The organism is Dethiosulfovibrio faecalis (assembly GCF_021568795.1).
Taxonomy (GTDB): Bacteria; Synergistota; Synergistia; order Synergistales; family Dethiosulfovibrionaceae; genus Dethiosulfovibrio; species Dethiosulfovibrio faecalis.
In genome coordinates, this window is sequence record NZ_JAKGUE010000002.1 from 267,165 (window position 1) to 292,450 (window position 25,286).

Genomic DNA, 25,286 nt, shown 5'->3' on the forward strand with positions numbered 1-25,286 from the left:
GGAGAGTGCAGGCCATGATCTTGGTCATTGACGTAGGGAACACGACGACCGTTATAGGAGTATTCGAGGGAGACCGTCTGATCCGACATTGGCGATTGGTGTCCGAGAGGAAGACTTCCGACGAGGTGGGGATCCTCCTGCTGAACCTGCTGACGCTTTCGTCCATCTCTCCGTCGGATATAACCGGGGCCGCCATGTCCAGCGTGGTCCCCTCTTTGGACCTCATAATAGCGGAGGCGGTCGAGTCCTATATAGGGGTTCACTGTATAAGGGTCAACGCCGATCTCGATATAGGACTTCCCATAGCGTACGAAAACCGCTGGGAGGTAGGGGCCGACAGATTGGTCAACTCGGTGGCGGGAATATCCAAATACGGGGCGCCTCTGATAGTGGTGGATTTCGGAACCGCCATAACTCTGGACGTCATATCCGAAGACGGAGCCTATCTTGGAGGCACGATATCGCCCGGGTTGGTCACCAGCATGGACGCCCTTTTCGGCAAGACCTCCAAACTGCCGCAGGTGGCGCTGGAGGCCCCTGGATCGGTAATAGGAAAAAACACCAGGTGGGCCATTCAGTCCGGCGTCGTCTACGGTACCGCCGGTTCGGTGGATGCTCTGGTCCGCAGGATATGGAAGCAGATCGGAAGGGAGAGCCCCGTGGTCGCCACCGGAGGACATTCTGCGACGGTCGCATCGGTCTCGGAGACGATATCCTCCCTGGAACCCTGGCTGACCCTGGAGGGATTGAGGTTGATATATGACAGGCTCACTTAGGCCTGGTATGGTGGGTCCCTCTGTTCTCGTAGGAGGGCTGGAGCTGTCCAATCCGATAATGATGGCTCCTATGGCAGGCGTCACCCTTCCGGCGGTTAGAAGGATGTTCTGGCGGCTCGGAGCGGGGTTGGCTCACACCGAGATGGTCAGCTGTGCCGGACTTACGAGGAAGAACAGGAAGACGACGGAAATGCTTTTCAGGGCTCCCGGGGAGGGGCCTCTGGTCCTCCAGCTTTTCGCAGGGGACTCGGACACCCTCATGCGAGGTGCGGAGATCGCCCTGTCCTTGGGAGTTCCGTTCGATGCCCTGGGGATAAACATGGCCTGCCCAATGCCTAAGGTCCTCAAGAAGGGGGCCGGAGCCAGGCTCTTGAGTCGATTGGACCTGGCGGTCGATATGGTTCGATGTCTGGGGCGCCTGGGTCTTCCCGTATGGCCCAAGATAAGAAAGATAGTGCCGGATGGATCGGGACCGGATACGCTGGAGTTCGCGTCGGCTTTGGTGGAGGCAGGTGCGGCTAACGTAGGGGTCCATGGCAGGACCGCTTCTCAGAGATACGAGGGTACCTCCGATTTCGACGAGGTCTGTCGGGTAGCCCGAGCTCTGCCAGGGGTGATATCCGCATCTGGAGATATCTCCGGTCCCGAGGACGTGTCGAAGGCTCTGTCTGGAGGCTGTGTCTCGGTGTTTCTAGCCAGAGGAGGCGTGACCGATCCCTTCGTGTTGCCACGAATCCTCTCTCACTTAGGCTATAATATCGGAGATCCGGTCTACGACGATCCGCCGTCTATCGAGACGAGAGCGGCTTTGTTTTCCGATCTTGCGGAAGATCTGTCGAACTTCCACGGAGAGAGGGTGGCCATGGTCTTGTTGAAAAGATTGATGTCGGGGGTCTTCCGGGGTGTACCCGGTTGTTCCTCCTACAGAAGGGCTATAGCGTCCGCGTCCGATTGGGGCACCATGTGCGTCCATATCAGGGACTGGAGGCATTTTTTCGAAAGGGGAATAAAAGATGAGTGATATGGAACGGGGATCCTTGACTCCCGAGGAGGAGATACTCAGCCAGAGGATGGACAAGCTGAGAAGGTTGAGGGAGGAAGAGGGATACGATCCCTACGTCAACGAGAGCTGGGAAGTCGAGCAGACCCTGGCCGAGGTCCGTAAAGACCACGACGATATCGCCGTCGACGAGTCCCGAGAGGATATCTCCCTTTCGGTGGCGGGCCGTCTTATGACAGTCAGAAAACAGGGAAAGGCCTCTTTCGCCAACATGCAGGACGAGACGGGGTCCATGCAGCTCTATTTCCGTCTGGATTCCATGGGAGAGGATCCCTACCGGTTCTTCAAGAAATGGATAGATGCCGGGGATATCATCGGTGTAGAGGGACATCCCTTCCGTACCAGGAGAGGGGAGCTTACCATAGCGGTAACTCGGTGCGTGCTTCTCAGCAAGGCATTGAGGCCCCTGCCGGAGAAGTGGCACGGTCTTACCGATACTGAGGTCCGTTACCGCAAGAGGTACGTCGACCTGATGGTGAATCCCGAGGTCAGGGACGTTTTCCGTCAGAGGGCGAGGATAATATCGTCGGTTAGAAAGACCCTCGAGGATCACGGCACCCTGGAGGTGGAGACTCCGATGCTCTCCTACCTGGCGGGAGGGGCGAACGCCAGGCCCTTCGTGACCCACCACAACGCTCTGGATCTGGATATGTACCTTCGTATAGCCACGGAGCTTCACCTGAAGAGACTGGTCGTGGGGATGATGGGCCGAGTCTATGAGATGGGCAAGAACTTCCGCAACGAGGGTATGGACGCCATGCACAACCCCGAGTTCACCGCCATGGAGGTCTACTGGCCCTACTGCGACTACGTCGACATGATGGATCTCACAGAGGAGATAGCTAGAAAGGCGGCTCTCGACGCGACAGGCAGCACCACGGTCACCTGGCAGGGAACCGAGTTGGATCTTGGCAAACCCTTCCGCAGGGCCACCATGGTGGAGTTGGTCAAGGAGCATTGCGGTGTGGACTTCGACGGCATAGACGACGATAACGAGGCCCGCAGGATAGCCGAGGGCCAGGGGCTGGCGCTGGAGGGCGATGAGAGTCGCTTCAAGGTTCTCACCATGATGGTGGAGGAGTTCGTGGAGGAACATCTCGTACAGCCCACCTTCGTCATGGGCCATCCCACCGAGATATCCCCTCTGTCCAAGAGGAACCCGGAGAAGCCGGACTACACCCATCGTTTCGAACTGTTCGTGTGCGGCAGCGAGGTTGCCAACGGGTTCAGCGAGCTCAACGACCCCATAGATCAGAGGGCCCGCTTCGAGGATCAGGCCAAGTTGAAGGCGGCAGGAGACGAGGAGGGCCATCCCTTCGACGAGGACTTCGTCAACGCCCTGGAACAGGGGCTTCCTCCGACGGGAGGACTGGGGATAGGAATAGACAGGCTGATCATGTTCCTGACGGACAGCAGATCCATAAGGGACGTCATCCTGTTCCCTACGATGAAGCCCAAGGCCTGATAGCTTTATGGTCTCTCGGGATATCCTGAGGCGGTACGAAAGCCTCAAGAAAGAGATAGCCAGACACGAGCGTCTGTATTACGTGCTGGACAGCCCTGAGATCGACGACAGCTCTTACGACCGCATGATGAGGGAGCTTCTGGAGCTGGAGAGAGAGCACCCGGCCCTCGTCTCAGACGATTCTCCCTCCCGCCGAGTAGGAGGCCGTCCTCTGGACGGCTTCCTCAAGGTGGAGCACTCCCATCCCATGTTGAGCCTGGACGACGTCTTCGACGTCTCGGAGCTTCGATCTTTCCTCGCCAGGGCGACCGGCCCCGTAAGTTCCTTTCCCTGGGTATGTGAGCTTAAGATAGATGGACTGGCGGTATCTCTGATCTACGAGGACGGGGTATTCGTAGGAGGGGCCACCAGAGGGGACGGTTCCGTCGGGGAGGACGTCACGTCCAACCTATTGACGGTGAGATCGCTGCCTCTTCGGCTGAACATCGACGTGCCGGGAAGGCTGGAGGTCAGAGGCGAGGTCTACATGGCGAAGAACAGCTTCGCCGGGTTGAACGAACGGAGGGAGGAGAAGGGGGATCCCCTTTTCGCCAATCCCAGAAACGCCGCTGCCGGTAGTCTGAGACAGCTTGATCCTAGGGTGGCGGCGGCAAGACGGCTCGATCTGTTCGTCTATGCCGTGGTATCTCCGGAGGAGAGAGGCATAAATTCACAGTCCGGTCTCTTGTCTTGGTTGAAAAAAGCGGGCCTGCCGGTCCAGGACGCATGGAAACTCTGTTCCGATCTGGATGAGGTGGAGGCATTCGTGGCCCGGTGGCAGGAAGAGCGTTTTTCTCTTTCCTACGTCACCGACGGGGTGGTGGTGAAGGCCGACCCCGTGGAGCAGTGGGACAGGCTCGGTCGGACGGCTAGGGCTCCGAGATGGGCCGTGGCCTATAAATATCCTCCGGAGGAGAAGACAACTGTCCTGAAGGAAATAGAGATATCGGTGGGCAGAACCGGTGCCATGACCCCGGTGGCCATACTGGAACCGGTTCAACTGGCCGGCAGCGTTGTCCGTCGTGCCAGTCTGCATAACGAGGACGAGATACGCAGGAAAGACGTCAGGATAGGAGACAGGGTCAAGGTCCGAAAGGCCGGCGAGATAATACCGGAGATAGTGTCGGTGGACTCGGAGGCCCGTAACGGAACGGAGATTCCCTTCGAGATGCCTCGCAACTGCCCTATCTGCGGCTCCGAGGCGGTTCGTCTTCCCGACGAGTCCGCCTGGAGGTGCCCCAACAAATCCTGTCCCGCCCAGATGAACGAGGAGCTGAGGCACTTCGCCTCCAGAGGGTGCATGGATATAAGGGGTCTCGGAGAGAGGGTCGCTTCCCTGCTGGTGAGCTCCGGTTTTGTGAGGGATCTGGCCGACCTCTACGACCTTAAGGAAGAACAGATAATCTCGTTGGACAGGATGGGTCCTAAATCTGCGTCCAATCTGATCTCAGCCATAAGGGGATCCAAGGACCGTCCTCTGGCGGCCCTCCTGGCGGGGCTGGGTATAAGGCACGTAGGCAAAGGGGTTGCCGAGCTTCTGGTGGAACGCTACGGATCCATGGAGGCCCTCCGTCGAGCCGATTCGGAGGAACTCGGGTCTGTCGAGGGAATCGGTCCCGCCATCGCAGCCTCGTTGAAGGCATTTTTCTCCGACGAAGAAAACATCCGAACTCTCGACAGGTTGATGGATCACGGAGTCCGAATGGAGGAGAGGCGGCCTGAGACGTCGCCGGATTGGAAACCACTCTCGGGAATGACCTTCGTCTTCACCGGAGAGCTGAAGAGGGCCAGTCGTTCGGAAGCTCAGAAACTGGTGAAATCCATGGGAGGCAAGGCCACATCTTCCGTGAGCGGCAAAACCGGCTACGTGGTGGCAGGAGAATCGCCGGGGAGCAAGCTCGATAAGGCCGTATCGCTGGGAATCCCCGTCTTGGACGAAGATGGATTCTACGAGATGGTCGAATCCCTTGCCGGTAACGAAAAGGAGGAATAGACGATGAAAATAACCCCTGAAGACGTAAAGAAGGTGGGGTTGCTGGCCCGACTTGAGGTCGGAGAAGACGAAGTCGGACCTTTGACGGAGCACTTCAACACGATTCTGGACTATTTCGGCAAGATGGAGGAGCTGGATCTGTCCGACGTTGATCCCTTCACCGTAGAGGACGCCGAGCCCCTGAAGCTCCGCAAGGACGAACCGGTTCGCTGGGAGAACAGGGATGCCATATTGGATCAATCCCCCTCGCGGCAGGGCGACTTCATAAAGGTGCCCAGAATAGGAGGGGATGCGTGATGGAGCTTTTCAGACTTTCGGCGACGGAGGTAGCGTTCGGCGTCAGAGATGGGCGTTTCTCCGCCGAGGACGTCGTTCGTTCCTGCCTCTCCAGGATAGAGTCCAAGGAGCCCGAGATCCATGCCATGCTTACCGTTACGGCCGAAGCTGCCATCGCCCGAGCCAGGGAATTGGACGGGCGAAGATCCGCCGGAGAGGACCTAGGTCCTCTCGGAGGGGTTCCGGTTATACTGAAGGATAACATGTGTACAGCAGGGGTAAAGACCACCTGTGCCAGCAGGATCCTTGAGGAATGGGTTCCTCCCTACGACGCCACGGTGGTGAGGCTTCTCCTAAAGGCAGGAGCGGTCCTTCTGGGCAAGGCCAACATGGATGAGTTCGCCATGGGTGGATCCACCGAGAACTCGGCCTTCGGCGTCACCTCCAACCCCTGGGCGCTTGACAGGGTTCCAGGGGGAAGTTCCGGAGGAAGCGCTGCCGCGGTCGCAGCGGGATACGCCCCTATCGCCTTGGGTAGCGATACAGGCGGTTCCATCCGTCAGCCCGCCTCTTTCTGTGGAGTCTACGGCCTGAAACCTACCTATGGAAGGACGAGCCGCTACGGTCTGGTTGCCTTTGCGTCCTCTTTGGATCAGATAGGCCCTTTCGCCAGGACCGCCGAGGACGTTGCCCTGGTGATGGAGGTTCTGGGAGTTCACGATCCAATGGACTCCACCAGCCAGCCGGTTCCTCCGGACGATTTCTCCCAGGCCCTGTCAGCTAGGGATCTGAAGGGGAAGAGGATCGGTTATCTCAAGGAGGTCGCCGAGTACGATTACGATGACAGGATGAAAAATGCCCTCTCCAAAGCGATGAAGGCCTGTGAGGAAGCCGGAGCGGAGATGGTCGAGATATCATTGGGGACCGCCATCGATCACGGCCTGGCCAGCTATTACATATTGGCTCCCGCCGAGGCCAGCTCCAACCTGGCCCGTTTCGACGGAGTCCGTTACGGATCGTCCTCGAAGGACCCCGAGAGCCTGATGGAGCTTTATCTCAAGACGAGAAAGGACGGCTTTGGAGACGAGGTAAAGAGGCGTATCCTGACAGGGACCTACGTTCTGAGCGCCGGTTTCTACGACGCCTATTATCTGAAGGCTCAGAAGGTGCGAAAGGTCATCAAGCAGGAATTTGCCAAGGCCTTCGAAAAGGTCGATTCCATAATACTGCCTCCCTCTCCGACCCCAGCCTTCAAGGTCGGTGAGTTGATAGACGATCCGATCGCCATGTACATGGCCGACGTCTTCACGATACCGGTCAACATGGCGGGGCTTCCGGGAATATCCATCAATGTCGGTTTTTCCGAGGAGGGCCTCCCCTTGGGAGTCCAGTTCATAGCTCCCCGATGGGGCGAAAAGGAGCTTCTCTCCACCGCTGCGGTGATGGAAAGCCGTTTCGGCGGGGCCAAAATAGCCGATGGAGGTGATCTGTGATGTCCCTGACCTTTACGACCGTCATAGGGCTGGAGATACACGTACAGCTGAACACCAGGACAAAGCTTTTCTGCGGCTGTTCCACCGATTACATAGGAGCGACGCCCAACACCAATATATGTCCTCTCTGCACCGGTCAGCCCGGAACCCTTCCGGTTCTGAACGAGAGAGTTGTTGAGCTCGGAGTCAGAGCCGGTCTGGCCTTGGGGTGCACTATAAACCGGGTTACCCGCTTCGACAGGAAGAACTATTTCTACCCGGACCTGCCCAAGGCATACCAGATCTCCGAGTTTTACGTTCCTCTGGCGGAGAAGGGAGAGGTTACTGTCACAGGCGACGACGGAAAACCCTATAAAGTCGGCATAACCAGGCTTCATCTCGAGGAGGACGCAGGAAAGCTGGTCCACGGAGCCTCGGACGGTCGTATCGTCGGATCCACCCAGTCCTTCGTTGACTACAACCGTTCCAGCGTTCCTCTGGCGGAGATAGTATCCGAGCCGGACATAACTTCACCCAGAATGGCCAAGGAATACGTAGCCACCCTCCGTCAGATGGTCAGATACCTCGGCGTTTCCGACGGAGACATGGAGAAGGGCTCCATGAGGGTTGACGCCAACATATCCCTCAAGGTATCGGACGGACGGTGGGGCAACAGGGTCGAGGTCAAGAACATGAACTCCCTCAGAGCTCTGGAGAGGGCTTTGGAGTTCGAGATCCGACGTCAGGGCGCTATCCTCTCCGACGGAGGAGAGATCCATCAGGAGACCCGTAACTGGGACGACAGTGCCGGAGAGACCAGCTCGTCCAGGAGCAAGGAGGAGTCCAACGACTACCGTTACTTCACCGAGCCGGATCTTCCTCCTCTGGTGCTTTCGGATAGCTACATAGAGGACATCGAGAGGGATCTGCCCGAGCTCCCATGGGAGAAGAAGGCCCGATACGAGAGGGACTTCGACCTCCCCCAGGACGACATCTCGGTACTTACGGAGCAAAAGGACCTGGCCGAGTATTTCGAGGCCTGTGTGAAGGCCGGGGCGTCTCCCGCCAGGGCCTCCAACTGGATCAGGACAGAGGTGCTTCGGGTATTGAACGAAAGGGGAGGGCATATCTCCGAGTTCTCTCTGTCTCCGGCCGCTCTTGTCGAGTTGCTGCGGATGGTGGAGGGCAAAAAGCTTTCGACCACGGCGGCAAAAGAGGTCTTCGACGCCATGGTATCCAGGGAGATCTCCCTGAAAGAGGCCATAGATGCCTGCGGTGTGACCGCCGGGAACCTCTCGGGAGACGGACTGGCCTCTTTGGTCCAATCCGTCCTGGAGGCCAACGGAGACGTAGTCGAAGTGATCCGTTCCTGCGATGACAAAAAGGACAAAAAACGCAAGTTCCTTCAGGGACAGGTCATGAAGGAAGCCAGAGGGCAGGCGGACCCCAGGGAGGTCGCCAAGATACTGGATATCGAATTACCCCGATGATCAGAGACTACTGATCTGGTACAATAGTGGCGGTTCCCCCTGCTCCCGAGGCGTGGGGAGGGGGAACCCGCTTCATCGGGAGTCCCTGTTTTTGGACCGTCGTCGAAGCATCGGAATCTGAATCGTCACCAGCGCTAACGCTGAGTCTCAAGGAGGTACGAAGATGGGGTACAAGCCAGAAGATATTCGATCGATTGCAATCGTCGCACATGGCGGAGCGGGAAAGACCTCGCTGACCGAGGCAATGCTGTTCGACACCGGCGTGATAAACCGGTTAGGTAGCGTAGAGAACGGCAACACCGTAACCGACTTCGGATCCGAGGAGCAAAAGCGTCAGATCTCCATCAGCACGGCCCTCGCCAACGTGGAGTATGGGGGCAAGACCATATTCATGATGGACGTTCCCGGTTACGCCGATTTTCTGGGAGAGATGCGGTCCGCCATGAGGGTGGCCGATTCGTCCTTGATGGTCGTTAGCGCCGTGGACGGAGTAGAGGTCCAGACGGGAAAGGCCTGGGAGTTTGCCGAGGACTTCGGTACCCCCGTCGCTTTCTTCGTCAACAAGATGGACAGGGATAACGCCGACTATCAGAGAACGGTCGAGGATATCCGAGAGCAACTCAGCAAAAAAGCCCATAGTTTCTTCCTGCCGATAGGTCAGGAATCGGAATTCAAGGGCCTTATCGACGTCCTTCGGGAGAAGGCCTATATCTACAAGGGAGACGGCAGCAAGGATTTCGACGAGGTCCCGGTCCCGGCGGATCTAAAGGACACCATGAACGTCCAGAGAGGACAGCTTGTGGAAAACATCGTCGAGGAAGACGACGATATGATGATGCGCTATCTCGACGGAGAGGAGATTCCCCTGGAGGAGATGTGGCCCCTTCTCAGAAAGGCCATATCGGAGAGAAAGATATTCCCCATACTGCCTGGCTCCGCAACTGCCAACGTCGGTATAATGCAGCTTCTCGGGGTGATAGCCGACGAACTTCCATCCCCCTTGGAGACCCGGTCCCGTATGGCCGTCGACGGCGAGGAAGAGGTCGAGATGAGCCCCGATCCCTCCGGCCCGTTTTCCGCACTGTGTTTCAAGGTCATGGTCGATCCCTACGTGGGTAAGCTCAGCTTCATAAGGGTGAACTCGGGAACCTTGACCTCCGATCAGATGATATATAACGTAAACCGTCAGGAAGAGGAGCGCATAAGCGGTTTCAAGATCATGCAGGGCAAGGACGGCAAGGACGTAAAGGAACTTACCGTCGGCATGATCGTCGCCATTCCCAAGCTTCAGAGCACCAGGGTAGGAGACACCCTTTCGGTCAAGGGCGCTACCGCCGTGTTCCCTCCGATAAAATTCCCCCTTCCGGTCTACAGCATAGCTGTAGACGCCAAGAGCAGGGCCGACGAGGACAAGCTTTCCACCGCCATGCACAAGATGTTGGAGGAGGATCCTATACTAAAGTTCGAGAAGAACGCCGAGACCGGCGACAACGTCCTGTCCGGAATGGGCAACCTCCATCTGGACATAGTTCTCTCCCGCATAAAGGAGCGTTACGGCGTAGAGCTGGAGGTCAGGACTCCTGAGGTTCCATATAGAGAGACCATCAGGAAGACAGCCAAGGCTCAGGGAAAACACAAGAAGCAGACCGGCGGTCACGGTCAGTATGGGGACGTTCACATAGAGTTCTCCCCCCTTCCGACCGGAGAGGGATTCGTCTTCGAGGACAAGATCGTCGGAGGGGCCGTCCCCAAACAGTATATTCCGGCGGTGGAGAAGGGGCTCAAGGAAGCTCTCGACAAGGGAGTCCTGGCGGGATTCCGTACCGTCGATTTCAAGGCCACCTTGGTGTTCGGCTCATATCACGACGTGGACAGCTCGGAAATGGCCTTCAAAACCGCTGCACATCTGGCCTTCAAGAAAGGGATATCCGAGGCAAATCCGGTCCTTCTCGAGCCGGTCATGAACGTCGAGGTGACTGTTGCGGATGACTATCTTGGAGACGTTATGGGAGACATGAACACCAGGAGAGGGCGTATCATGGGAGTCGACTCTATGGGACGGCTTCAGATAGTGAAGGCCCAGGTGCCCCTGGCGGAGATGTTCCAGTACGCCATTCAGCTTCGGTCCATGACGTCCGGCAGAGGGAACTTCACCATGTCATATTCCCACTACGACCCGGTCCCGGAGGAGATCTCCAAGAAGGTAATAGCAAGAAGGCAGTCTGAGACGGAAGAAGAATAACAGATAAAATCAAGGGCTCGGGAAAAATCCCGAGCCCTTCGCCGTTATCGTTTTAAGAGTAGGATCAGATCGTTCACGTTTGTGCCGGTGGGGCCGGTTATTATCAGGTCCTCCGATGCCTTCAGTGCTCGGTAGCTATCGTTGTCCTCCAGGAGGGCGATCGGATCTATTCCAGAGGCCCTCATTCTGGAGATCGAGTCTCCGTCAACCATTCCCCCTGCCGCATCGGTAGGTCCGTCGGTCCCGTCGGATCCTACCGATGCCACCACGGCGTTCTCGACTTCATCCATCCCTACGGCGGCCGACAGGGCCAGCTCCTGATTCCTGCCGCCTTTGCCCTCTCCTTTGAGATGAACCACCGTTTCCCCTCCGAGAATCAAGGCCCTGGGTTTATCTCTGCCTCTTTTCCTGGCGATAGCTGCCAGAAAGCTGCCAGCCTGTCGAGCCTCGCAGTTCAGGTCCTCCGCCAGGATTTCAGTCTCGTATCCCAGCTGATCCGCTTTTTCCGCCGCGGCGGAGCAGAGGCGGGAGACGTCTCCCAAAATTATGGTCTCGATCTTTTCGAGGGGCTTGGGCGTCTCCGTTTTCAGAGCTTCTTTCGCCGCCCGGGATAGCCTAATTCCGTATTTTACGGCTATCTCCATGGTCTCCTCCGCTGTTCCGTCGTCCAGGACTGTAGGACCGGAGGCCACCGAACCGAGGTCGTTTCCAAGCACGTCGGACAGTACCAGGTTGGTTACAGGGGAGGGGGAGGCCGCCAGAGCCAGTCTTCCCGCCTTGACCTGCGAAAGCCTCTTCCTTATTTTGTTGATCTCCTCTATTGGAGCTCCGGAGGACAGAAGAGAATCGGTGATCTCTGCCATGTCCCTCAGGGAGACCCCTTCGAGAGGCAGCTCCATCAGAGAGGATCCTCCTCCGGACAGGAGCACTAATAGACGGTCCTTTTTCGTCGTGGAGGAGGCCAGGTCCAGTGCGGCTTTACCGGCCTCCAGGCTTTTCCCGTCCGGAACGGGATGGCCGCTCTCGATTATACGCATTCCTGCGACGTCTCCTCCGGAGTGGCCGTATTTCGTCACGATCAAGCCCCTGGAGATCCTGTCTCCGAGCACCTCAGAGGCGGCCTTGGCCATGGTCCAGGCCGCCTTGCCCACAGCCAGGCAGACGATGGGGCCCTTCAGGTCCATCGATTGAAGGGTTTCTCTAGTCGATCGGTCCGGAAGGTTTTTCTCCAGGCTGTAACGGATTATCTCCAGACAGTCATCCCTGAGCTTTTTAGTCTTTTCCATTCGGTCTTTCCTCCTCCGGATCGGGAATAGAGAAGGGGCCGGAGGATTCCCTCCGACCCCGAAAATACCCTGAAAACGGTCTATCTGACCGCGGCCATCTCCAGGTCCATCCTTCTAGCGGTGGCTGACAGGAGCCAGCCCAGGTCCTTGGCCTCCTCGAAGGTTTTGGGACCCTGGTTGCAGGACAAGGTTCTGCCTGTCATATTGGTCATGGTGCCCCGTTTCTCCGCCCATGCCGTCATTGGAAGGGCAAGAGCTGCTTTGGATGCTTCTGCCTTGCCGTTGGTTGCTACGAGAGCCACGGAGGAGTTCAGCTCGAAGCCCGGTACCGTACCTACCAATACGGTGAGGTCGTAAGATCCCTTCTTGATCTCCTCGATGGACTTTGTCGCGATCGATCCGTCGATGGCTCCCTGAACGTTGGCTCCTCTGTAAAGAGGATAGACCGACTTGGTCTTGAGGGCGTCCGCCAAAGCGATCACTGCCTCTCCTGCGTCGGAGCCGTAACCGGCGCCCTTTCCGACTATTATGGCGACCTTCTTGCCCTTGCCGAGGAGTTCCGCTGCTTTGGCTATGCTCTCTCCGCCGTTCTTTCCGTCGGCTACGGCGGTCTTCAATGCCTTGGCTACCTTGTCCACCGAGTCTTCCAGGACGATGGCTCCTCCCATGTCGAAACGGTCGCTGTGGGTTCCTGCGTAGATCATGGAGGCGCCGTTCTTCCTCATGGCCCGGCGAATCCAGGAGGCCATGACCGGCTGATCCTGAGAGAGATCGTCGTCAAGAAGCAGTACGCAGTCGGCCTCTATGAGGCTGTCGTATCCGGCTCCGGAGGACTTGCGGCCCCATGAACTCTCCATGGCTGAGGTCAGACCGGCGAAGCAGTCCACCCCGTCAACGGCGATGTCGGCGTCGATCCCGGAGATCTGAACGAACTCTTTTACCGCTCCCATCTCCTCGTCGGTCAGGTTGCCCCCAAGGACGAATGCTACCTTGGATGCCTTCTTGACCGAGTCCGCAAGCTTAGTAGCTCCCTCGGACCAGGATATGGCCTTCCCCGACGCCATAGGCGAACCTATGCGATCCTCTGCGACGTCGTCGAACTGGTAACGTCCCTTGACGCAGGTCATTCCGAAGGCAGGACTGTCCACCTTGTTGAAGTCGCTGGTGATCCTGACGATTCTCTCCTTCGATGTGTCGAGGTTCATGTCGATCTCGCATCCCACCGGGCATTTGGCGCAGGTGGTGCTTACGAGGGAAGGCTTCTCCTGATGAGGCCAGCGCTCGGCTCTCTTCTCGATCAGGGCGCCTACGGGGCAGTTCTGGACGCAGAGACCGCAGAAGGTGCAGTCCGATGCGTCTATGCCCTTGAAGTACTCGGGCGAGATGGTGGATGCGAAGCCCCTCTTTGCGAAATCTATGGCGTGGAAGCCGGCTATCTCGTCGCAGGTACGGACGCACTGTCCGCAGAGGATGCACTTGTCCATATTGCGGACGTAGAACTCGTTGGCTTCCTCTATTCCCTTTCCGTGCTCGCCTGCTACCCTTTCCGGATCGACCTCGTAGTCTATGGCGTAGCGGCGTAGCTTGCACTCGAACACGTCGGGGCATCCACACTCCATGCAGCGGGAGGCGTCTCTGAGAACCTGCTCCTCCGTAAGCCCCGTATCGTATTCTTCGAAGGGCTTGCTGAGCCTTATGGCCGGATCGACGTGGGCTGTCTGTTCCCTGGGTTGTTTCTCCCTATCGAGGAAGTCGTCGGGCCCCAGGTCGTCTCGAACCACATCGTAGACGAAGGGTTTCTTCGCCTTGCCTGTGGTCAGGTAGTGATGGATGCTCTCCGCAGCCCAGTGTCCCGTTCCGAGGGCCTCGACGGCTATCTTGGGGCCGGTCTGCTGGTCTCCGCATACGAAAACGCCTGGAAGAGGGGTCTCGAAGTCTCCGTCGACGGTCATCCTGCGTCCGTCGTGGATGGAGGAGGGCAGTCCCTGGAAATCGATTCCCTGACCGATGGCGGCTATGACGTTGTCCAGCTCGAGGGTGAAGGTCTCTCCGGTCGGTACAGGACGGCGTCTGCCGGAGGCGTCGGCCTCGCCGAGCTCCATCTTCTCGCAGATCATCCTCTCGACCTTTCCGTCTCCCTCGATGGACTTGGGAGCTGCCAGTAAGATGAACTCGATGCCTTCTTCCTTGGCCTCCTGTATCTCTATGGCCTCAGCCGGCATCTCTGCCTCGGTGCGGCGATATACGATGTAGACCTTTTCCGCTCCGAGTCTCTTTGCACAGCGACAGGCGTCCATGGCGGTGTTACCGCCTCCCACCACCGCTACCCTGTTGCCGATCTTGATCGGATCGTGAAGGTTGACGGTGTAGAGGAAGTCTATTCCACCCAGAACTCCGGGAAGATCCTCTCCGGCGGTCCTCATAGAGGAGGATTTCCAGCAGCCCATGGCCAGGAGAACTGCGTCGTATTCGTCCCTGAGCTGATCGAGGGAGACGTCCTTGCCCATGCAGGTGTTGAGCTTGACCTCTATACCGTGGGACAGAAGCCAATCGCATTCCTTCTGTATGACTTCCTGGGGAAGACGGTAGTCCGGTATGCCGTAACGCATCATGCCGCCGAGAGCGGCCTCTTTCTCTATCACCGTGACGGAATATCCCTTTAGACGGAGGTAATAGGCGGCGCTCATTCCTCCGGGGCCTCCTCCGACGATCGCTACGGATTTCCCGTTTTCCTTTATGGAGGGGACGTGTCCGAGGTCGTCGTTTTCCATGGCTCTGTCTCCGATAAACCTCTTGATGTTGCGTATCGATACCGGTTCCTCGTCGACGAAATGTCTGCGGCACTTCTCCTGGCAGGGAGCGGGGCAGACCCGTCCTATGGAGCTTGGCAGGACGATATTTTCGTGGAGTATGTCCAAAGCCTCGGCGAACTTGCCCTGGGCCGCCGTGTTGATGTAGCCCTGTACGTTTGCCTGAGCGGGACAGGCTAGGGTACAGGGAGGTCTGCAGTCTCCTACGTGGTCCGACAGGAGAAGCTCGAGGGCCAGTCTTCTGGCGTTGTTGGCTCTTTTAGTGTCGGTTCTTAACACCATGTTGGGAGCTATGGTGGAGGAACAGGCTCTGACGAGGGCCTTGGCTCCTTCCACCTCGACCAGGCACAGTGAACAGCCTCCGTGGATGGAGAGGTGTTCGTTGTAACAGAGGGTGGGGATCTCCACACCGCACTCGGTGCAGAGGTCCAGTATCTTCTGTCCCTTATAGCCGTAGACTTCCTTGTCGTTGAGGATAACTCTTACGTTTCTTTCCATAGCCATGAGCCTCCTACTCCACAGAGATGGCGCCCACGGGGCAGCTCACCTTGCACTTGCCGCATCTTATGCAGATGGTATCGTCGATGACGTGCGGTTTCTTTATCTCTCCGGAGATGGCGTCCACCGGGCAGTTCTTGGCGCATTTGGTGCAGCCGATGCACTTTTCCGGATCTATGACGTAGTGTATCAGGGACGGACAGACCGTTGCGGGGCATCTGTGGTCCACGATATGGGCCATGTACTCGTCCTTGAAGTATTTTATGGTCGTCAGAACCGGGTTAGGTGCCGTCTGACCCAGTCCGCAGAGGGAGCCGTCCTTTATCTGGTGGCATAGCTCCAAAAGGAGATCTATATCGCTTTCCTTGCCCTCTCCCTTGGTTATACGGTCCAGGATCTCCAGCATCCTCTTGGTTCCTATACGGCAGAAGGGGCACTTGCCGCAGGACTCGTTCTGTACGAAGGACAGGAAGAAACGGGCGACGTCGATCATACAGGTGCCCTCGTCCATGACGACCATGCCGCCCGAGCCCATTATGGCTCCTGTGGCGTTGATGGACTCGTAGTCGACGGGGGTGTCAAGGAGCTCCTTCGGTATGCAGCCACCGGAGGGGCCTCCCATCTGAACAGCCTTGAACTCCTTGCCGTCCGGGATTCCTCCGCCGATGTCGTATATGACCTCGCGGATGGGCATACCCATGGGAACCTCGACCAGGCCTCCCTTGGCGATCTTCCCTGCCAGGGCGAAGACCTTGGTGCCGCGGCTCTTGCCTATGCCGTATTTGGAGAACTCCTTGGATCCGTTCCTGATTATCCAGGCCACGTTGGCGTAGGTCTCGACGTTGTTTATGTTGGTGGGCTTGCCGAAAACCCCGCTCTGGGCCGGGAACGGAGGTCTGGGACGGGGCATACCCCTCTTTCCCTCGATGGAGGCGATCAGGGCCGTCTCCTCTCCACAGACGAAGGCCCCGGCGCCCTCCTTTATCTTGAGATCGAAGGAGAAACCGCTGCCCATGATGTCGTCTCCGAGGAAGCCTCTTTCCTTGGCTTGTTCAATGGCGATGTTGAGGTTCTTGATCGCTAGAGGATACTCGGCGCGACAGTATATTATGCCGTGATTGGCCCCTATGGCGTAGCCGCATATGGCCATACCCTCGATGATGGCATGAGGGTCGCCCTCAAGGACGGATCGGTCCATAAAGGCGCCCGGGTCTCCCTCGTCGGCGTTGCAGACCACGTACTTTTCGTCGCCTTTGGACAGGTTGGCGAACTTCCATTTCAGCCCCGTCGGGAATCCGGCTCCGCCCCTTCCCCTGAGGCCGCTGTCGAGGACCTCGGTGTATACCTGTTCGGAGGTCATGGAGGAGACCACCTTTTTAAGGGCGTCGTATCCCTCTCTCTCTATGTATTCGTCTATCTTCTCAGGATCGATTATCCCGCAGTTACGAAGGACTATGCGGACCTGCTTGTCCATCCTGGGATTTTCCATCCCGGATCCGTCGGAGTCGAGCACCAGGGCCTGGTCCAGCCTCTTGCCTCCCAGGACGTGCTCCTTGACGATATCCTCCACCGATTCCTCTGTAACGTGGCCGTACATGGTGGATTTGCCGTCCATCTCCACCTCGACCAGAGGCTCCTGGAAACATAGGCCTATGCAGCCGACCTTCCTGATCTCTATCTCCGGGTGTCCTTCGAGCAGCGTCCTGAGTTTGGCCTCTACCGGGCGGGCTCCCGCCGCGATTCCGCAGCTTCCCATCCCTATTTTCACTATAGTCTGAGACATGTCCAGTCCTCCTTAACCCTTTTTACGGTAGTCTTCGAGGATCTCGATGGACTTCGGCGGCGTAAGCAGTCCGTGAACGTTGTCTCCCACCATCATCACGGGAGCCAGACTGCAGCATCCCAGACAGGCGACGTGCTGAAGGGTGAATATCCCGTCCTCGGTGGTCTCGCCTTCCTCGATTCCCAGGTGCCTTGCCACCTCTTCCGCCACAGAAGCGGACCCCTGGACGTGGCATGCGGTACCTCGGCAGATACGGATGACGTACTTGCCCTCGGGTTGAAGCCGGAACATGGCGTAGAAGGTAGCCACTCCGAACATCTCCGAGGCGGATATGTCCATTTTTTTGGAGACGTAGGTTACGGCTTCCTCAGCGACGTAACCGTACTCCTTCTGGATATCCGCCAAAAGCGGGATGGTTATCCCCTTCTTGCCTTGATAGCGCTGGACGATGGGATCCAGACGCTGCGACAGCTCGTTCGAGCTGGCGGTGGTTGTGGATGACATCAAATTCCTCCTCCTCACAATGCGATCACGAGAGTTGCAATGCATTCATTATACTCGATTGATGAGGAAATGCCATTGCAAATACGAGCTTTTTGTTCAATCGTTTCTCCATTGAATTGCCAGTGTTTATGGTTTGGTTTTTTTGTGATGATACTTTTAGATGCTTTTATTGACGCTATTTATCTCTCTTTCTGATGATCTGAAGGGCTTTCTGTGATGGTTTATCCTTTTAGAACGGTACATGGTTTATTTTTAGGAACTAAATCGAGCGAACTTCCCCTTTATTTGATATGATAATCTTCTACCGGTGTAGTGTAGAGATTGCCGACAGAGGGAGGGGATTAACATGTTCGGCGCGACTTTTTTCAACGGAGTGGCCTCTTCGAGCTTAAACGAGAAAAGGTTAAAAGAGGCTGCCACCTGGATAGATCAGGGGGTTCAGAATGGACTGCCAGGATTTGGATGGGTGAAATTACCCGATGCCGATATAGGGTCTGTCTTGGAGATAGCCAAATGGTTAGGGAAGTTTGGCTCCATAGTTCAGATAGGTATAGGCGGCTCCTCCCTGGGCAACCTGATGCTCCATCAGGCTTTGCTGCCTCCCTATTTCAACGAGATGGACAGAGTAGAGAGGGGAGATGTTCCCAGATTCTACATGGCGGATAACCTCGACGAAGGGGAGAATCATGCGATATGGAACAGGATAGACCCGAAAGATACAGCTTTCATCGTGGTTAGTAAGTCGGGGAGAACCCTGGAGACCATGGGCAACTTTCTCCTGTTCTGGGAGCGTATGACCGAGGTTCTGGGAGAAGAGGCTTCTTCCAGGTTGGTTGTCATAACCGACGCCGAAGACGGTCTGCTACGTCGTTTTGTGAAGGAATCGGGGTGCCGCAGTCTGATACTTCCGGCGGACGTGGGGGGACGCTATTCCGTTCTGTCCTCCGTCGGGCTTCTCTCCGCCGCCGCTTTGGGGATAGACGTCGAAAAACTGTTGGAGGGTGCCTCCGAGGTTAGAGAGGGTCTTTTCGACGGCAAGGCTTCGGGGGATAATCTGGCGTGGGTTATGGCCTGGAACCTCCTGTATCAGATGGAGACGGGAAGATCGAACACGGTTTTTATGCCCTACGGAGACAGGATGGAGCGGCTTTCCGAGTGGTTCTGCCAGCTCTGGGCGGAAAGTCTTGGCAAGGAAGGTGCGGGATTCACTCCTTTGAGGGCGCTGGGGGCGGTCGATCAGCATTCTCAGCTGCAGCTCTACTCTCAGGGACCGGACGATAAGGCCTATATAGTTCTGGGGGTAAAACCGAGGGGTCGATTTGCCATAAAAGGATCGATAATCCCCTCCCTGGAGGAGCTTTCCTTTCTCGACGGATTGACTCAGGAGGATCTCCTTGATCACGAGAGAAGGGCAATAGTGGCCGTTTTGGCCGGAGAAAACAGGCCGGTGTTTTCCATGACCATGGATAGCCTGGACGAGAGGACTCTGGGAGGTCTGATATTCTTTCTGGAATACCTGACCGCCTTAACCGGTCGTCTCATGGATATATCTCCCTTCGATCAGCCTGGAGTAGAGCTGGGTAAAAAGTACGCAAACGGGCTGGCCGGAAAGAAAGAGGACAGCTGTTACGTGAACTTGGTCCAGGAGGTGGAGGAAAGGTTTAGGACAGGTAGGGTCGAGATCTAGTCTTCGGCCTGCCATCGGTCTTTCCCGTCTATCGATCTAAGGGCGTGAAGTATGTTTTGCTTGGCGTCGGGAAACCTTGCCGTCAGGTCAAGGACCAATTCCTTGGCCCTGGTCCTCTCAGTCTCTAGGGAAAAGGGGCAGGTGTAGCGAACAAGTGGGATCTCCATCCTCGAGATCTCCTGTAGTATGGCCTTTTCCGTAAGGTAAAGGAGCGGTCTTATGAGGTTCATATCGCTGTTGCTCTGCCATATCCTGGGCTGGAAGGATCTGAACCTGCCTGTGCGGAATAGGTTCATGAGAGCTGTCTCGACGGCGTCGTCCAGATTATGCCCCAGGGCTACGGTGTTGCCGCCCATCTCTTTGGCGTAGCTGTTGAGGATGCCTCTCCTCATGTTGGCGCAGAAGCTACAGGGGGACCTCTCCTCTCTGATGCGTATTATCTCCTCTATAGGGTGGGGTACGACCTTGTAGGGGATTTTTAGCTCGTCGCAGAGTTCCTCCATAGGAGAAACATCCCAGCTTCCTCCTGAAATGTCGACGCTACAGGCGGAAAGATCGAATTTAACCGGGCTCCATCTTCGGATCTGATTGAGAGCCACCAGGAGAAAGACGCTGTCCTTTCCGCCGGACAGCCCCACGACGACATGGTCTCCTTCGGAAATCATGTCATAATCGAAGATAGCTCTGCCTATCTTTCCTCTTATACGGTTCCCAAGGCTATGTTTTTTCATGTATAGATCACCTTTTATGTCGTTTACAGTATGATGTTCCACGATATCAGTCTTTTATGATAGCATATGAAGCGCTCTCGAGGAGGGATGGTCGAAATGGAAAAAATTCGCATGGTTCTCATAGACGATCACAAACTTTTTCGCGATGGGATGAAAAAACTTTTGGCGATGGAGCCGGATTTATCGGTGGAAGGCGAGGCTTCGGACGGCATCGAGGGGCTTGCCCTCATAAAAAGGTCTAAGCCCGACGTGGTTTTGTTGGACATAGGTATGCCCAACCTGGACGGTATAGGGCTTATGAAGGAGCTCAGAAACACGGAACAAAACACGAAGTTCGTTGCGATAACAGCTTTTAACGATGAGAGAAAACTTTCGGAACTCTCCTCCGTGGGAGTTCATGGTTTTGTGTTGAAGACCTCCGGAAGAACCGAACTCCTGTCGGCCATTCGTTCGGTTGCAAGGGGACAGTGTTACGTGGATCCTAAAGTGGCGGGTCTGCTCTTAGGGGCTTTTCACAAAAAACAAGACGAGGCCGATATGCTTTGCGACCTCACCGACAGGGAGAAAGAGGTCCTTTTCTGGCTAGCCCAGGGACTCAGTAACCTGGAGATATCGGCGAAAATGAATCTCTCCGAGAAAACGGTGAAGAACCATGTCAGCCACATACTTAAAAAGTTGGACCTCAGGGACAGAACCCAGGCGGCCATATTGGCGTGGAGAGTCGGAATAGCCGAATCTTCGGAGGAATAGACAGAGATGAAGACGGCGGGAAGAAGGGTTTTTTCTTCTTCCCGCCGTATGTTATTTTAACTGCTTCCGGAGGCAGATAGGGCGCTGAACGTGCTGGAAAGAGACGATGCCTGATAGTTCAACTTGGTCATCTGTTCCTCCATGGCGGCGTATTGTTTATACATGTTCAGCTGTTGGGTGGTAATCCTCTCCTCGTAATCCTTTATCCTCTGTTGAAGTTGGGTGACCTCGTTTTCCCAGACGCTTATCTGGCTTGGTATACGGCCCTCTTTGGTGGAGGTGTCGCCTATAGCTACGGTGGAGGTGCTTACCACGCTGTCGAACTGGGAGTCGAGTTTTTCCGATATCGTATTTACGAGTTTTTGGACCGAGTCCGAATCTGTGGCCATAGCCTCCATGAACTTGTCGGTGTCGAACTCGAGTTTCCCGCTCTTTCCGAAATCGGTCTCCTCGGTGGAAATTCCCAACTGATAAAGCATGTTGAAGGTGTCTTCGTCATCGCCTACCGACTCGGAAATGATCTTCCTGAGGTTGGACTTGGTCTGCCATAAAACGGTGTCGCCTGCCAATAGTCCCTTCCTTCGACTAAGGTCATCTTCCGGAACGGCCTTGGTATCCGAATTGGGGGTGTCCGAATAGTTGTAGGTTGTTTCCTCGGAACGAACGTTTATGTATTCCATGAGGTCGTTGTAGCTTTCGACGAAGGCCTGGATGGACTCGACCGCCTTCTGGGCGTTCAACGTGACCTCCATGTTAACCTCTCCGACTCCCTTGAGATTCAGGGTTGCGCCGCCTATGAGGTCGTCTATCTCGTTGGAGGATCTCGTGACGTCTATCCCGTTTACGGTCAAGGAGGCGTCCTGAGCGTCCCTGTGATGGGTGGCGTCCTCCGTCAATATTCCCAGACCGTCGAGAAGGCTGTTATCCGTGTTTGAGTAGTCTACCGAGAAGGTTGCGCCGTCGGCAGGCTTGGAACCGATCCAGTGGATCGCCCATTTTTCCTCGTCGTCTGGATCCTCGACGATCTCGTAATCCGTTCCCTCCGTGTATCCTGCGATGCTTACGGTCGCGGTGTCCAACTTCTCCACGTCGATGGTGTCGTAGTCGGATCCGACTGTCCTGGTCAGGTCTTTGGAAAGGGTCTCCCTTATCTCGTACAGCCCGAAGGTGTTGGCGTCGTAGTCGTAAGACACGTCGTAGGTGCTGGTTTCGCTGGGGCGGCTGGCCCCTAGCCAGTGTATCTGATATCCACCGGTGGCTGAGTCGGCTATTACCTCGAAGTCGGTTCCGTTTTCGTAAGTGGTGGATCCGACTGTTATGTCCCCTATAGAGCTTGGATCTATTCCGTTGGCTCCCAGTGGGTCGTAGTCGCCGCTTCCCCTGGTGACCTCCTCCGTAAAGGAGCTTGATCCCAGGCCGGTGTTCTCGCTCTCTACGACTAACCTGTTGTCTATCAGATAGGCATCGAGCCCTATGTCGGCGGACCGTATCTTCTCGGCTACGGTCCTGAGCGAGTCGCTGCTCTCGTAGGTGATCTCCGCAGCCTTTGTGCCGATCCGTACGAAGAAGGACCCAGATTTTCCTAGGGGTGTCGAGGAGCTATCCTGACGGTCGGATAGCCGTCTCTCCGCTACGGCGAGGCTGTTTACCTTTATGTTCCACTCATCTATCTGAGCGGAAGGCTCCAGGTCGACCTTTAGAATGGCGTCGGAGCTTTCGTTGCTTCCCACCACCACAAGCTCCGGGGTCTTCGATGTAAAGGTGGATTCCAGCTTAAGGGGGTCCAGGGCGGATTGAGCAGCCTTGACGGAGGAAGAGAACTCCTGGTAGAGATAAATCTTGTCGTTTAATAACTGAATTTTATCATACCAAGGATCTTCATTCTTCCTGAGGGCCTTCATCTGTTCATCTATGATGTTTCCCCAGTCGAGACCAGATGACAGACCGGTCATCTGAGTCGTCGGCAAACTGATCGACATATACCACACCTCCTGAGAGAGATTTGACTTTGAAACTCTATTTGGTTATCGGAGAGATCTGCTTTTCGGTTGAGCCCAGGTCTTTAAGCTCCGCTCGTGCTACAATACCATAATGAGGCGAAGGGCGATATGGAGGAGTGATGTTTCTTTATGGATCTGTTTATAGACGGAGTTCCTTTTTCCATACTGCACATGGAAAGCCTGTCCAGGGAGGAGTTGTTGGACGTTGTCCTGGAGGAATTGGCCGGACGTGGTCTCGTTCTGAAGGAAATCGTCAGTCACGGAGAGGCTCTGAGCGAGGAGTCGTTTCTCTCCATCCCTGACGGTGTAGAGGTCGATTTTCTTTCCGATACGAAAGAGGGAATAGTTAATAGGATCATTCTGGAGCTTAAAGAATCGGTGGATCGTTGTATTTCCATCGCGGAAGGTTGGATCTCCCGGAGATCGGAGTTTCCGGACGAAAACTCGATGAAACGGTGGGTCGAGTCCATGGAATGGATCGTGGAGGTCATGTCCAAGCTGAACGACCTAGGCGAAGAGGATCCTCTTTTTTCCGACGTGGAGTCTTTTATTCATGAGCTGGATCTCTGGAAGGGTATTGCGGTTGAATCTCCGGAGCAAGCAGTCTCCGAACTGGAAGAATTTATATTCAAGCTGGACTTGTTGAGAGATAAAATGGAAGACCTGGAATCCCTCCGCCGAAAACTGTCCGAGGGAGAGGAAGTCGTGAAAGGAGACGATGTCTGAGGTGTCTCTGAGAAAAGGACTGGCCATCTTCCTTCTGCTGTCTTTCGGGGTTAGTTGCGTAGTTCTCGCTTTCAGCGTCGATGGATCGACCTGGAGTACCTTATTGACCGCCAGGAAAGGCCCGATGGCTCTGGCTTTCCTGTTGGTGTTGGGGGCCTGGCTCTGCGATGCCATAAGGTTTTGCTTGTTGGCACGGGCGATGGACAGAAAAATATCGATCCCGAACGGGATAATTCTCACCTGGCTTCACTATTTCGGCTGCGCAGTAACGCCGATGCAGGTAGGGGGAGGTCCTTTTCAGGTATATGTTCTGTATCGTTCAGGCGTCCCTATAGGGAAAGGAGTGGCCATCACCTTGGTGAGGACCCTCCTGACCACGTTCATCCTTTCGGTGGCGGCACCTCTTTCTTTTCTTCTGGATCCCAGATTTATGAAAGAGAGTCCTTTTCTGGTAGGCATTTTCTACTATGTCCTTCTCATATCTATCTTGGCTTGGGTCGCCTTCGGGATCAGTGTCGTTCGCCCCGATCTGGTAAAAAAGACGGGGTCGGTGCTGGTGTTGTGGCTCAATCGTTTCAACGTGATAGGTAAGTATAAGATCCTCTGTACAATAAGAAGGATAAACCGCGAGATAGACGGATATTCGGCCAACCTGAGATACCTCTTTTCCAGAGGTATAGGTTGGTTTACCCTGTCGTTCGTCATGTCCTTGCTTCACCTGGTGTTTCTGTTTTCCGTGTTGCCCTGCCTGATTTGGTCCATAGGGTTGGAGGTCAACTACGTCGAGAGTTTTCTGGCACAGGCGATATTCCTCTTCGTGCTTTACTTCGTTCCTACCCCTGGGGCCAGTGGTGTCGCCGAGGGAGGCGGAGCTGCCATATTCGGGTTTCTGGTTCCCTGGAGCATGGCGGGAGTGACTGCCATTGCGTGGAGATTTTTTACCGAATACCTGGCGATCATAATGGGAGCTATTGTGGCGGTACGGTTCATAGGTTGGGGTACCGCCGAGATGATAATAAAAAACAGACGAAGGGAATGTGATGACCTTGAACTTGCCGAAAGCGGACGGGAAAGCTGAGTTCGACCGGATACGGGCAGAGGCCTTTCGTCTCAGAGGAGGAATATGGACGGCTCTTTTCCTGGCCATATTGGCTGTAGCCCGTCCGACTGTGACGACTGTACTCGTTGGAGCGTTGCCGGTCCTGTTGGGGCAGGCTCTTAGATGTTGGGCCGTGGGCTGCATCGTCCTGTATAGAGGAGAGAGGGTCAAGGCCCAGAGGCTGGTTACCTGGGGGCCATACTCGATATGCAGAAATCCCCTCTACGTGGCGAACGGACTGATAGGCCTAGGGTGGGGGATCATGGCGGGGCCATTGGCTCTTTCTCTCTTTTTCGTAGTCTTCGTAGCCCTTTACGGCTTCCTGATAGTTCCCTGGGAAGAGCGATTCTTATCCGAGACGTTTGGCAAAGCTTTTAACGACTACCGTAAAAGGGTGGGGGCGTTTTGGCCCAAGATTTGGCCTCCCAGGATGTCCTCCGGGCCCTTCGACTACTCCGTCATATGGAATAGCGAGAAGCACAGTATGTTGGTGACGGTGGTGGGTTCCTCGTTGTTGTTATCCAGATTATGGTGGTAAATTGAGAGCAAAAGCGAGCGCTGGCCGGGTATAACCCGAGTTGGCGCTCGCTTTTTGAGTT

Annotated in this window: 19 protein-coding genes; 13 read left to right on the forward strand and 6 right to left on the reverse strand. The window is 55.8% G+C overall.

What is annotated here, in order from left to right:
• Positions 1-14: 14 nt before the first annotated feature.
• From L2W58_RS03355 to fusA, 8 genes are all read left to right on the forward strand, one after another.
• The gene (locus L2W58_RS03355; protein WP_236101594.1) at positions 15-776 is read left to right on the forward strand and encodes a type III pantothenate kinase; all 762 of its coding nucleotides are present in this window, start codon (positions 15-17) and stop codon (positions 774-776) included.
• Positions 760-1,797 (forward strand): tRNA dihydrouridine synthase, encoded by a 1,038-nt coding sequence (locus tag L2W58_RS03360; protein WP_236101595.1) that lies wholly within the window; start codon positions 760-762, stop codon positions 1,795-1,797. Before L2W58_RS03355 ends, L2W58_RS03360 begins: the two co-directional genes overlap by 17 nt.
• Positions 1,790-3,301: a lysine--tRNA ligase gene (lysS, locus tag L2W58_RS03365; protein WP_236101596.1), complete on the forward strand. Its 1,512-nt coding sequence runs from the start codon at positions 1,790-1,792 to the stop codon at positions 3,299-3,301. Before L2W58_RS03360 ends, lysS begins: the two co-directional genes overlap by 8 nt.
• Before the next feature lie 7 nt (positions 3,302-3,308).
• A complete protein-coding gene (ligA, locus tag L2W58_RS03370) occupies positions 3,309-5,333 on the forward strand; it encodes an NAD-dependent DNA ligase LigA (RefSeq protein WP_236101597.1) in 2,025 nt (674 codons plus the stop codon).
• A gap of 3 nt (positions 5,334-5,336) precedes the next feature.
• Positions 5,337-5,630 carry an Asp-tRNA(Asn)/Glu-tRNA(Gln) amidotransferase subunit GatC gene (gene gatC / locus L2W58_RS03375; protein WP_236101598.1) on the forward strand — a complete coding sequence of 98 codons (294 nt, stop codon included), beginning with the start codon at positions 5,337-5,339 and terminating at the stop codon, positions 5,628-5,630.
• Complete coding sequence (gene gatA, locus L2W58_RS03380; RefSeq protein WP_236101599.1) at positions 5,630-7,102, forward strand: Asp-tRNA(Asn)/Glu-tRNA(Gln) amidotransferase subunit GatA; 1,473 nt, start codon at positions 5,630-5,632, stop codon at positions 7,100-7,102. Before gatC ends, gatA begins: the two co-directional genes overlap by 1 nt.
• Positions 7,102-8,571, forward strand: a complete 1,470-nt coding sequence (gene gatB / locus L2W58_RS03385) for an Asp-tRNA(Asn)/Glu-tRNA(Gln) amidotransferase subunit GatB (RefSeq protein WP_236101600.1) — start codon at positions 7,102-7,104, stop codon at positions 8,569-8,571. Before gatA ends, gatB begins: the two co-directional genes overlap by 1 nt.
• 163 nt (positions 8,572-8,734) lie before the next feature.
• Positions 8,735-10,813, forward strand: a complete 2,079-nt coding sequence (gene fusA, locus L2W58_RS03390; RefSeq protein WP_236098569.1) for an elongation factor G — start codon at positions 8,735-8,737, stop codon at positions 10,811-10,813.
• Positions 10,814-10,857: 44 nt separating this feature from the next.
• On the opposite strand, the gene L2W58_RS03395 is transcribed toward fusA, so the two are convergent.
• From L2W58_RS03395 to nuoE, 4 genes are all read right to left on the reverse strand, one after another.
• Positions 10,858-12,099 (reverse strand): glycerate kinase type-2 family protein, encoded by a 1,242-nt coding sequence (locus tag L2W58_RS03395; protein ID WP_236101601.1) that lies wholly within the window; start codon positions 12,097-12,099, stop codon positions 10,858-10,860.
• 80 nt (positions 12,100-12,179) lie between these two features.
• Positions 12,180-15,407 (reverse strand): FAD-dependent oxidoreductase, encoded by a 3,228-nt coding sequence (locus L2W58_RS03400; RefSeq protein ID WP_236101602.1) that lies wholly within the window; start codon positions 15,405-15,407, stop codon positions 12,180-12,182.
• A gap of 13 nt (positions 15,408-15,420) precedes the next feature.
• Entirely contained in the window at positions 15,421-17,190 is a 1,770-nt protein-coding gene (locus L2W58_RS03405) for an NADH-ubiquinone oxidoreductase-F iron-sulfur binding region domain-containing protein (protein ID WP_236101603.1), read from the reverse strand.
• A gap of 12 nt (positions 17,191-17,202) precedes the next feature.
• Positions 17,203-17,694 (reverse strand): NADH-quinone oxidoreductase subunit NuoE, encoded by a 492-nt coding sequence (gene nuoE / locus L2W58_RS03410; protein ID WP_236101604.1) that lies wholly within the window; start codon positions 17,692-17,694, stop codon positions 17,203-17,205.
• Positions 17,695-18,040: 346 nt separating this feature from the next.
• Here nuoE and L2W58_RS03415 point away from each other — a divergent pair, with 346 nt between their 5' ends.
• Positions 18,041-19,381 (forward strand): glucose-6-phosphate isomerase, encoded by a 1,341-nt coding sequence (locus tag L2W58_RS03415; protein WP_236101605.1) that lies wholly within the window; start codon positions 18,041-18,043, stop codon positions 19,379-19,381.
• Here L2W58_RS03415 and L2W58_RS03420 read toward each other — a convergent pair.
• The gene (locus L2W58_RS03420) at positions 19,378-20,112 is read right to left on the reverse strand and encodes a tRNA 2-thiocytidine biosynthesis TtcA family protein (RefSeq protein WP_236101606.1); all 735 of its coding nucleotides are present in this window, start codon (positions 20,110-20,112) and stop codon (positions 19,378-19,380) included. The two genes, L2W58_RS03415 and L2W58_RS03420, sit on opposite strands and share 4 nt — an antisense overlap.
• A 96-nt stretch (positions 20,113-20,208) precedes the next feature.
• Between L2W58_RS03420 and L2W58_RS03425 the strand changes: the two genes are divergently transcribed.
• Complete coding sequence (locus L2W58_RS03425; protein WP_236101607.1) at positions 20,209-20,862, forward strand: response regulator; 654 nt, start codon at positions 20,209-20,211, stop codon at positions 20,860-20,862.
• Positions 20,863-20,918: 56 nt separating this feature from the next.
• Here the strand turns inward: L2W58_RS03425 and fliD are convergent, their stop codons facing one another.
• Complete coding sequence (fliD, locus tag L2W58_RS03430; RefSeq protein ID WP_236101608.1) at positions 20,919-22,841, reverse strand: flagellar filament capping protein FliD; 1,923 nt, start codon at positions 22,839-22,841, stop codon at positions 20,919-20,921.
• A 150-nt stretch (positions 22,842-22,991) separates the two neighbouring features.
• On the opposite strand from fliD, the gene L2W58_RS03435 reads away from it, so the two are divergent.
• From L2W58_RS03435 to L2W58_RS03445, 3 genes are read left to right on the forward strand one after another with little or no spacing between them, the layout of a single operon-like run.
• A complete protein-coding gene (locus tag L2W58_RS03435; RefSeq protein ID WP_236101609.1) occupies positions 22,992-23,588 on the forward strand; it encodes a hypothetical protein in 597 nt (198 codons plus the stop codon).
• Positions 23,581-24,666: a lysylphosphatidylglycerol synthase transmembrane domain-containing protein gene (locus L2W58_RS03440; protein ID WP_236101610.1), complete on the forward strand. Its 1,086-nt coding sequence runs from the start codon at positions 23,581-23,583 to the stop codon at positions 24,664-24,666. Before L2W58_RS03435 ends, L2W58_RS03440 begins: the two co-directional genes overlap by 8 nt.
• Entirely contained in the window at positions 24,629-25,225 is a 597-nt protein-coding gene (locus L2W58_RS03445) for a methyltransferase family protein (RefSeq protein WP_236101611.1), read from the forward strand. Before L2W58_RS03440 ends, L2W58_RS03445 begins: the two co-directional genes overlap by 38 nt.
• Positions 25,226-25,286 lie beyond the last annotated feature (61 nt).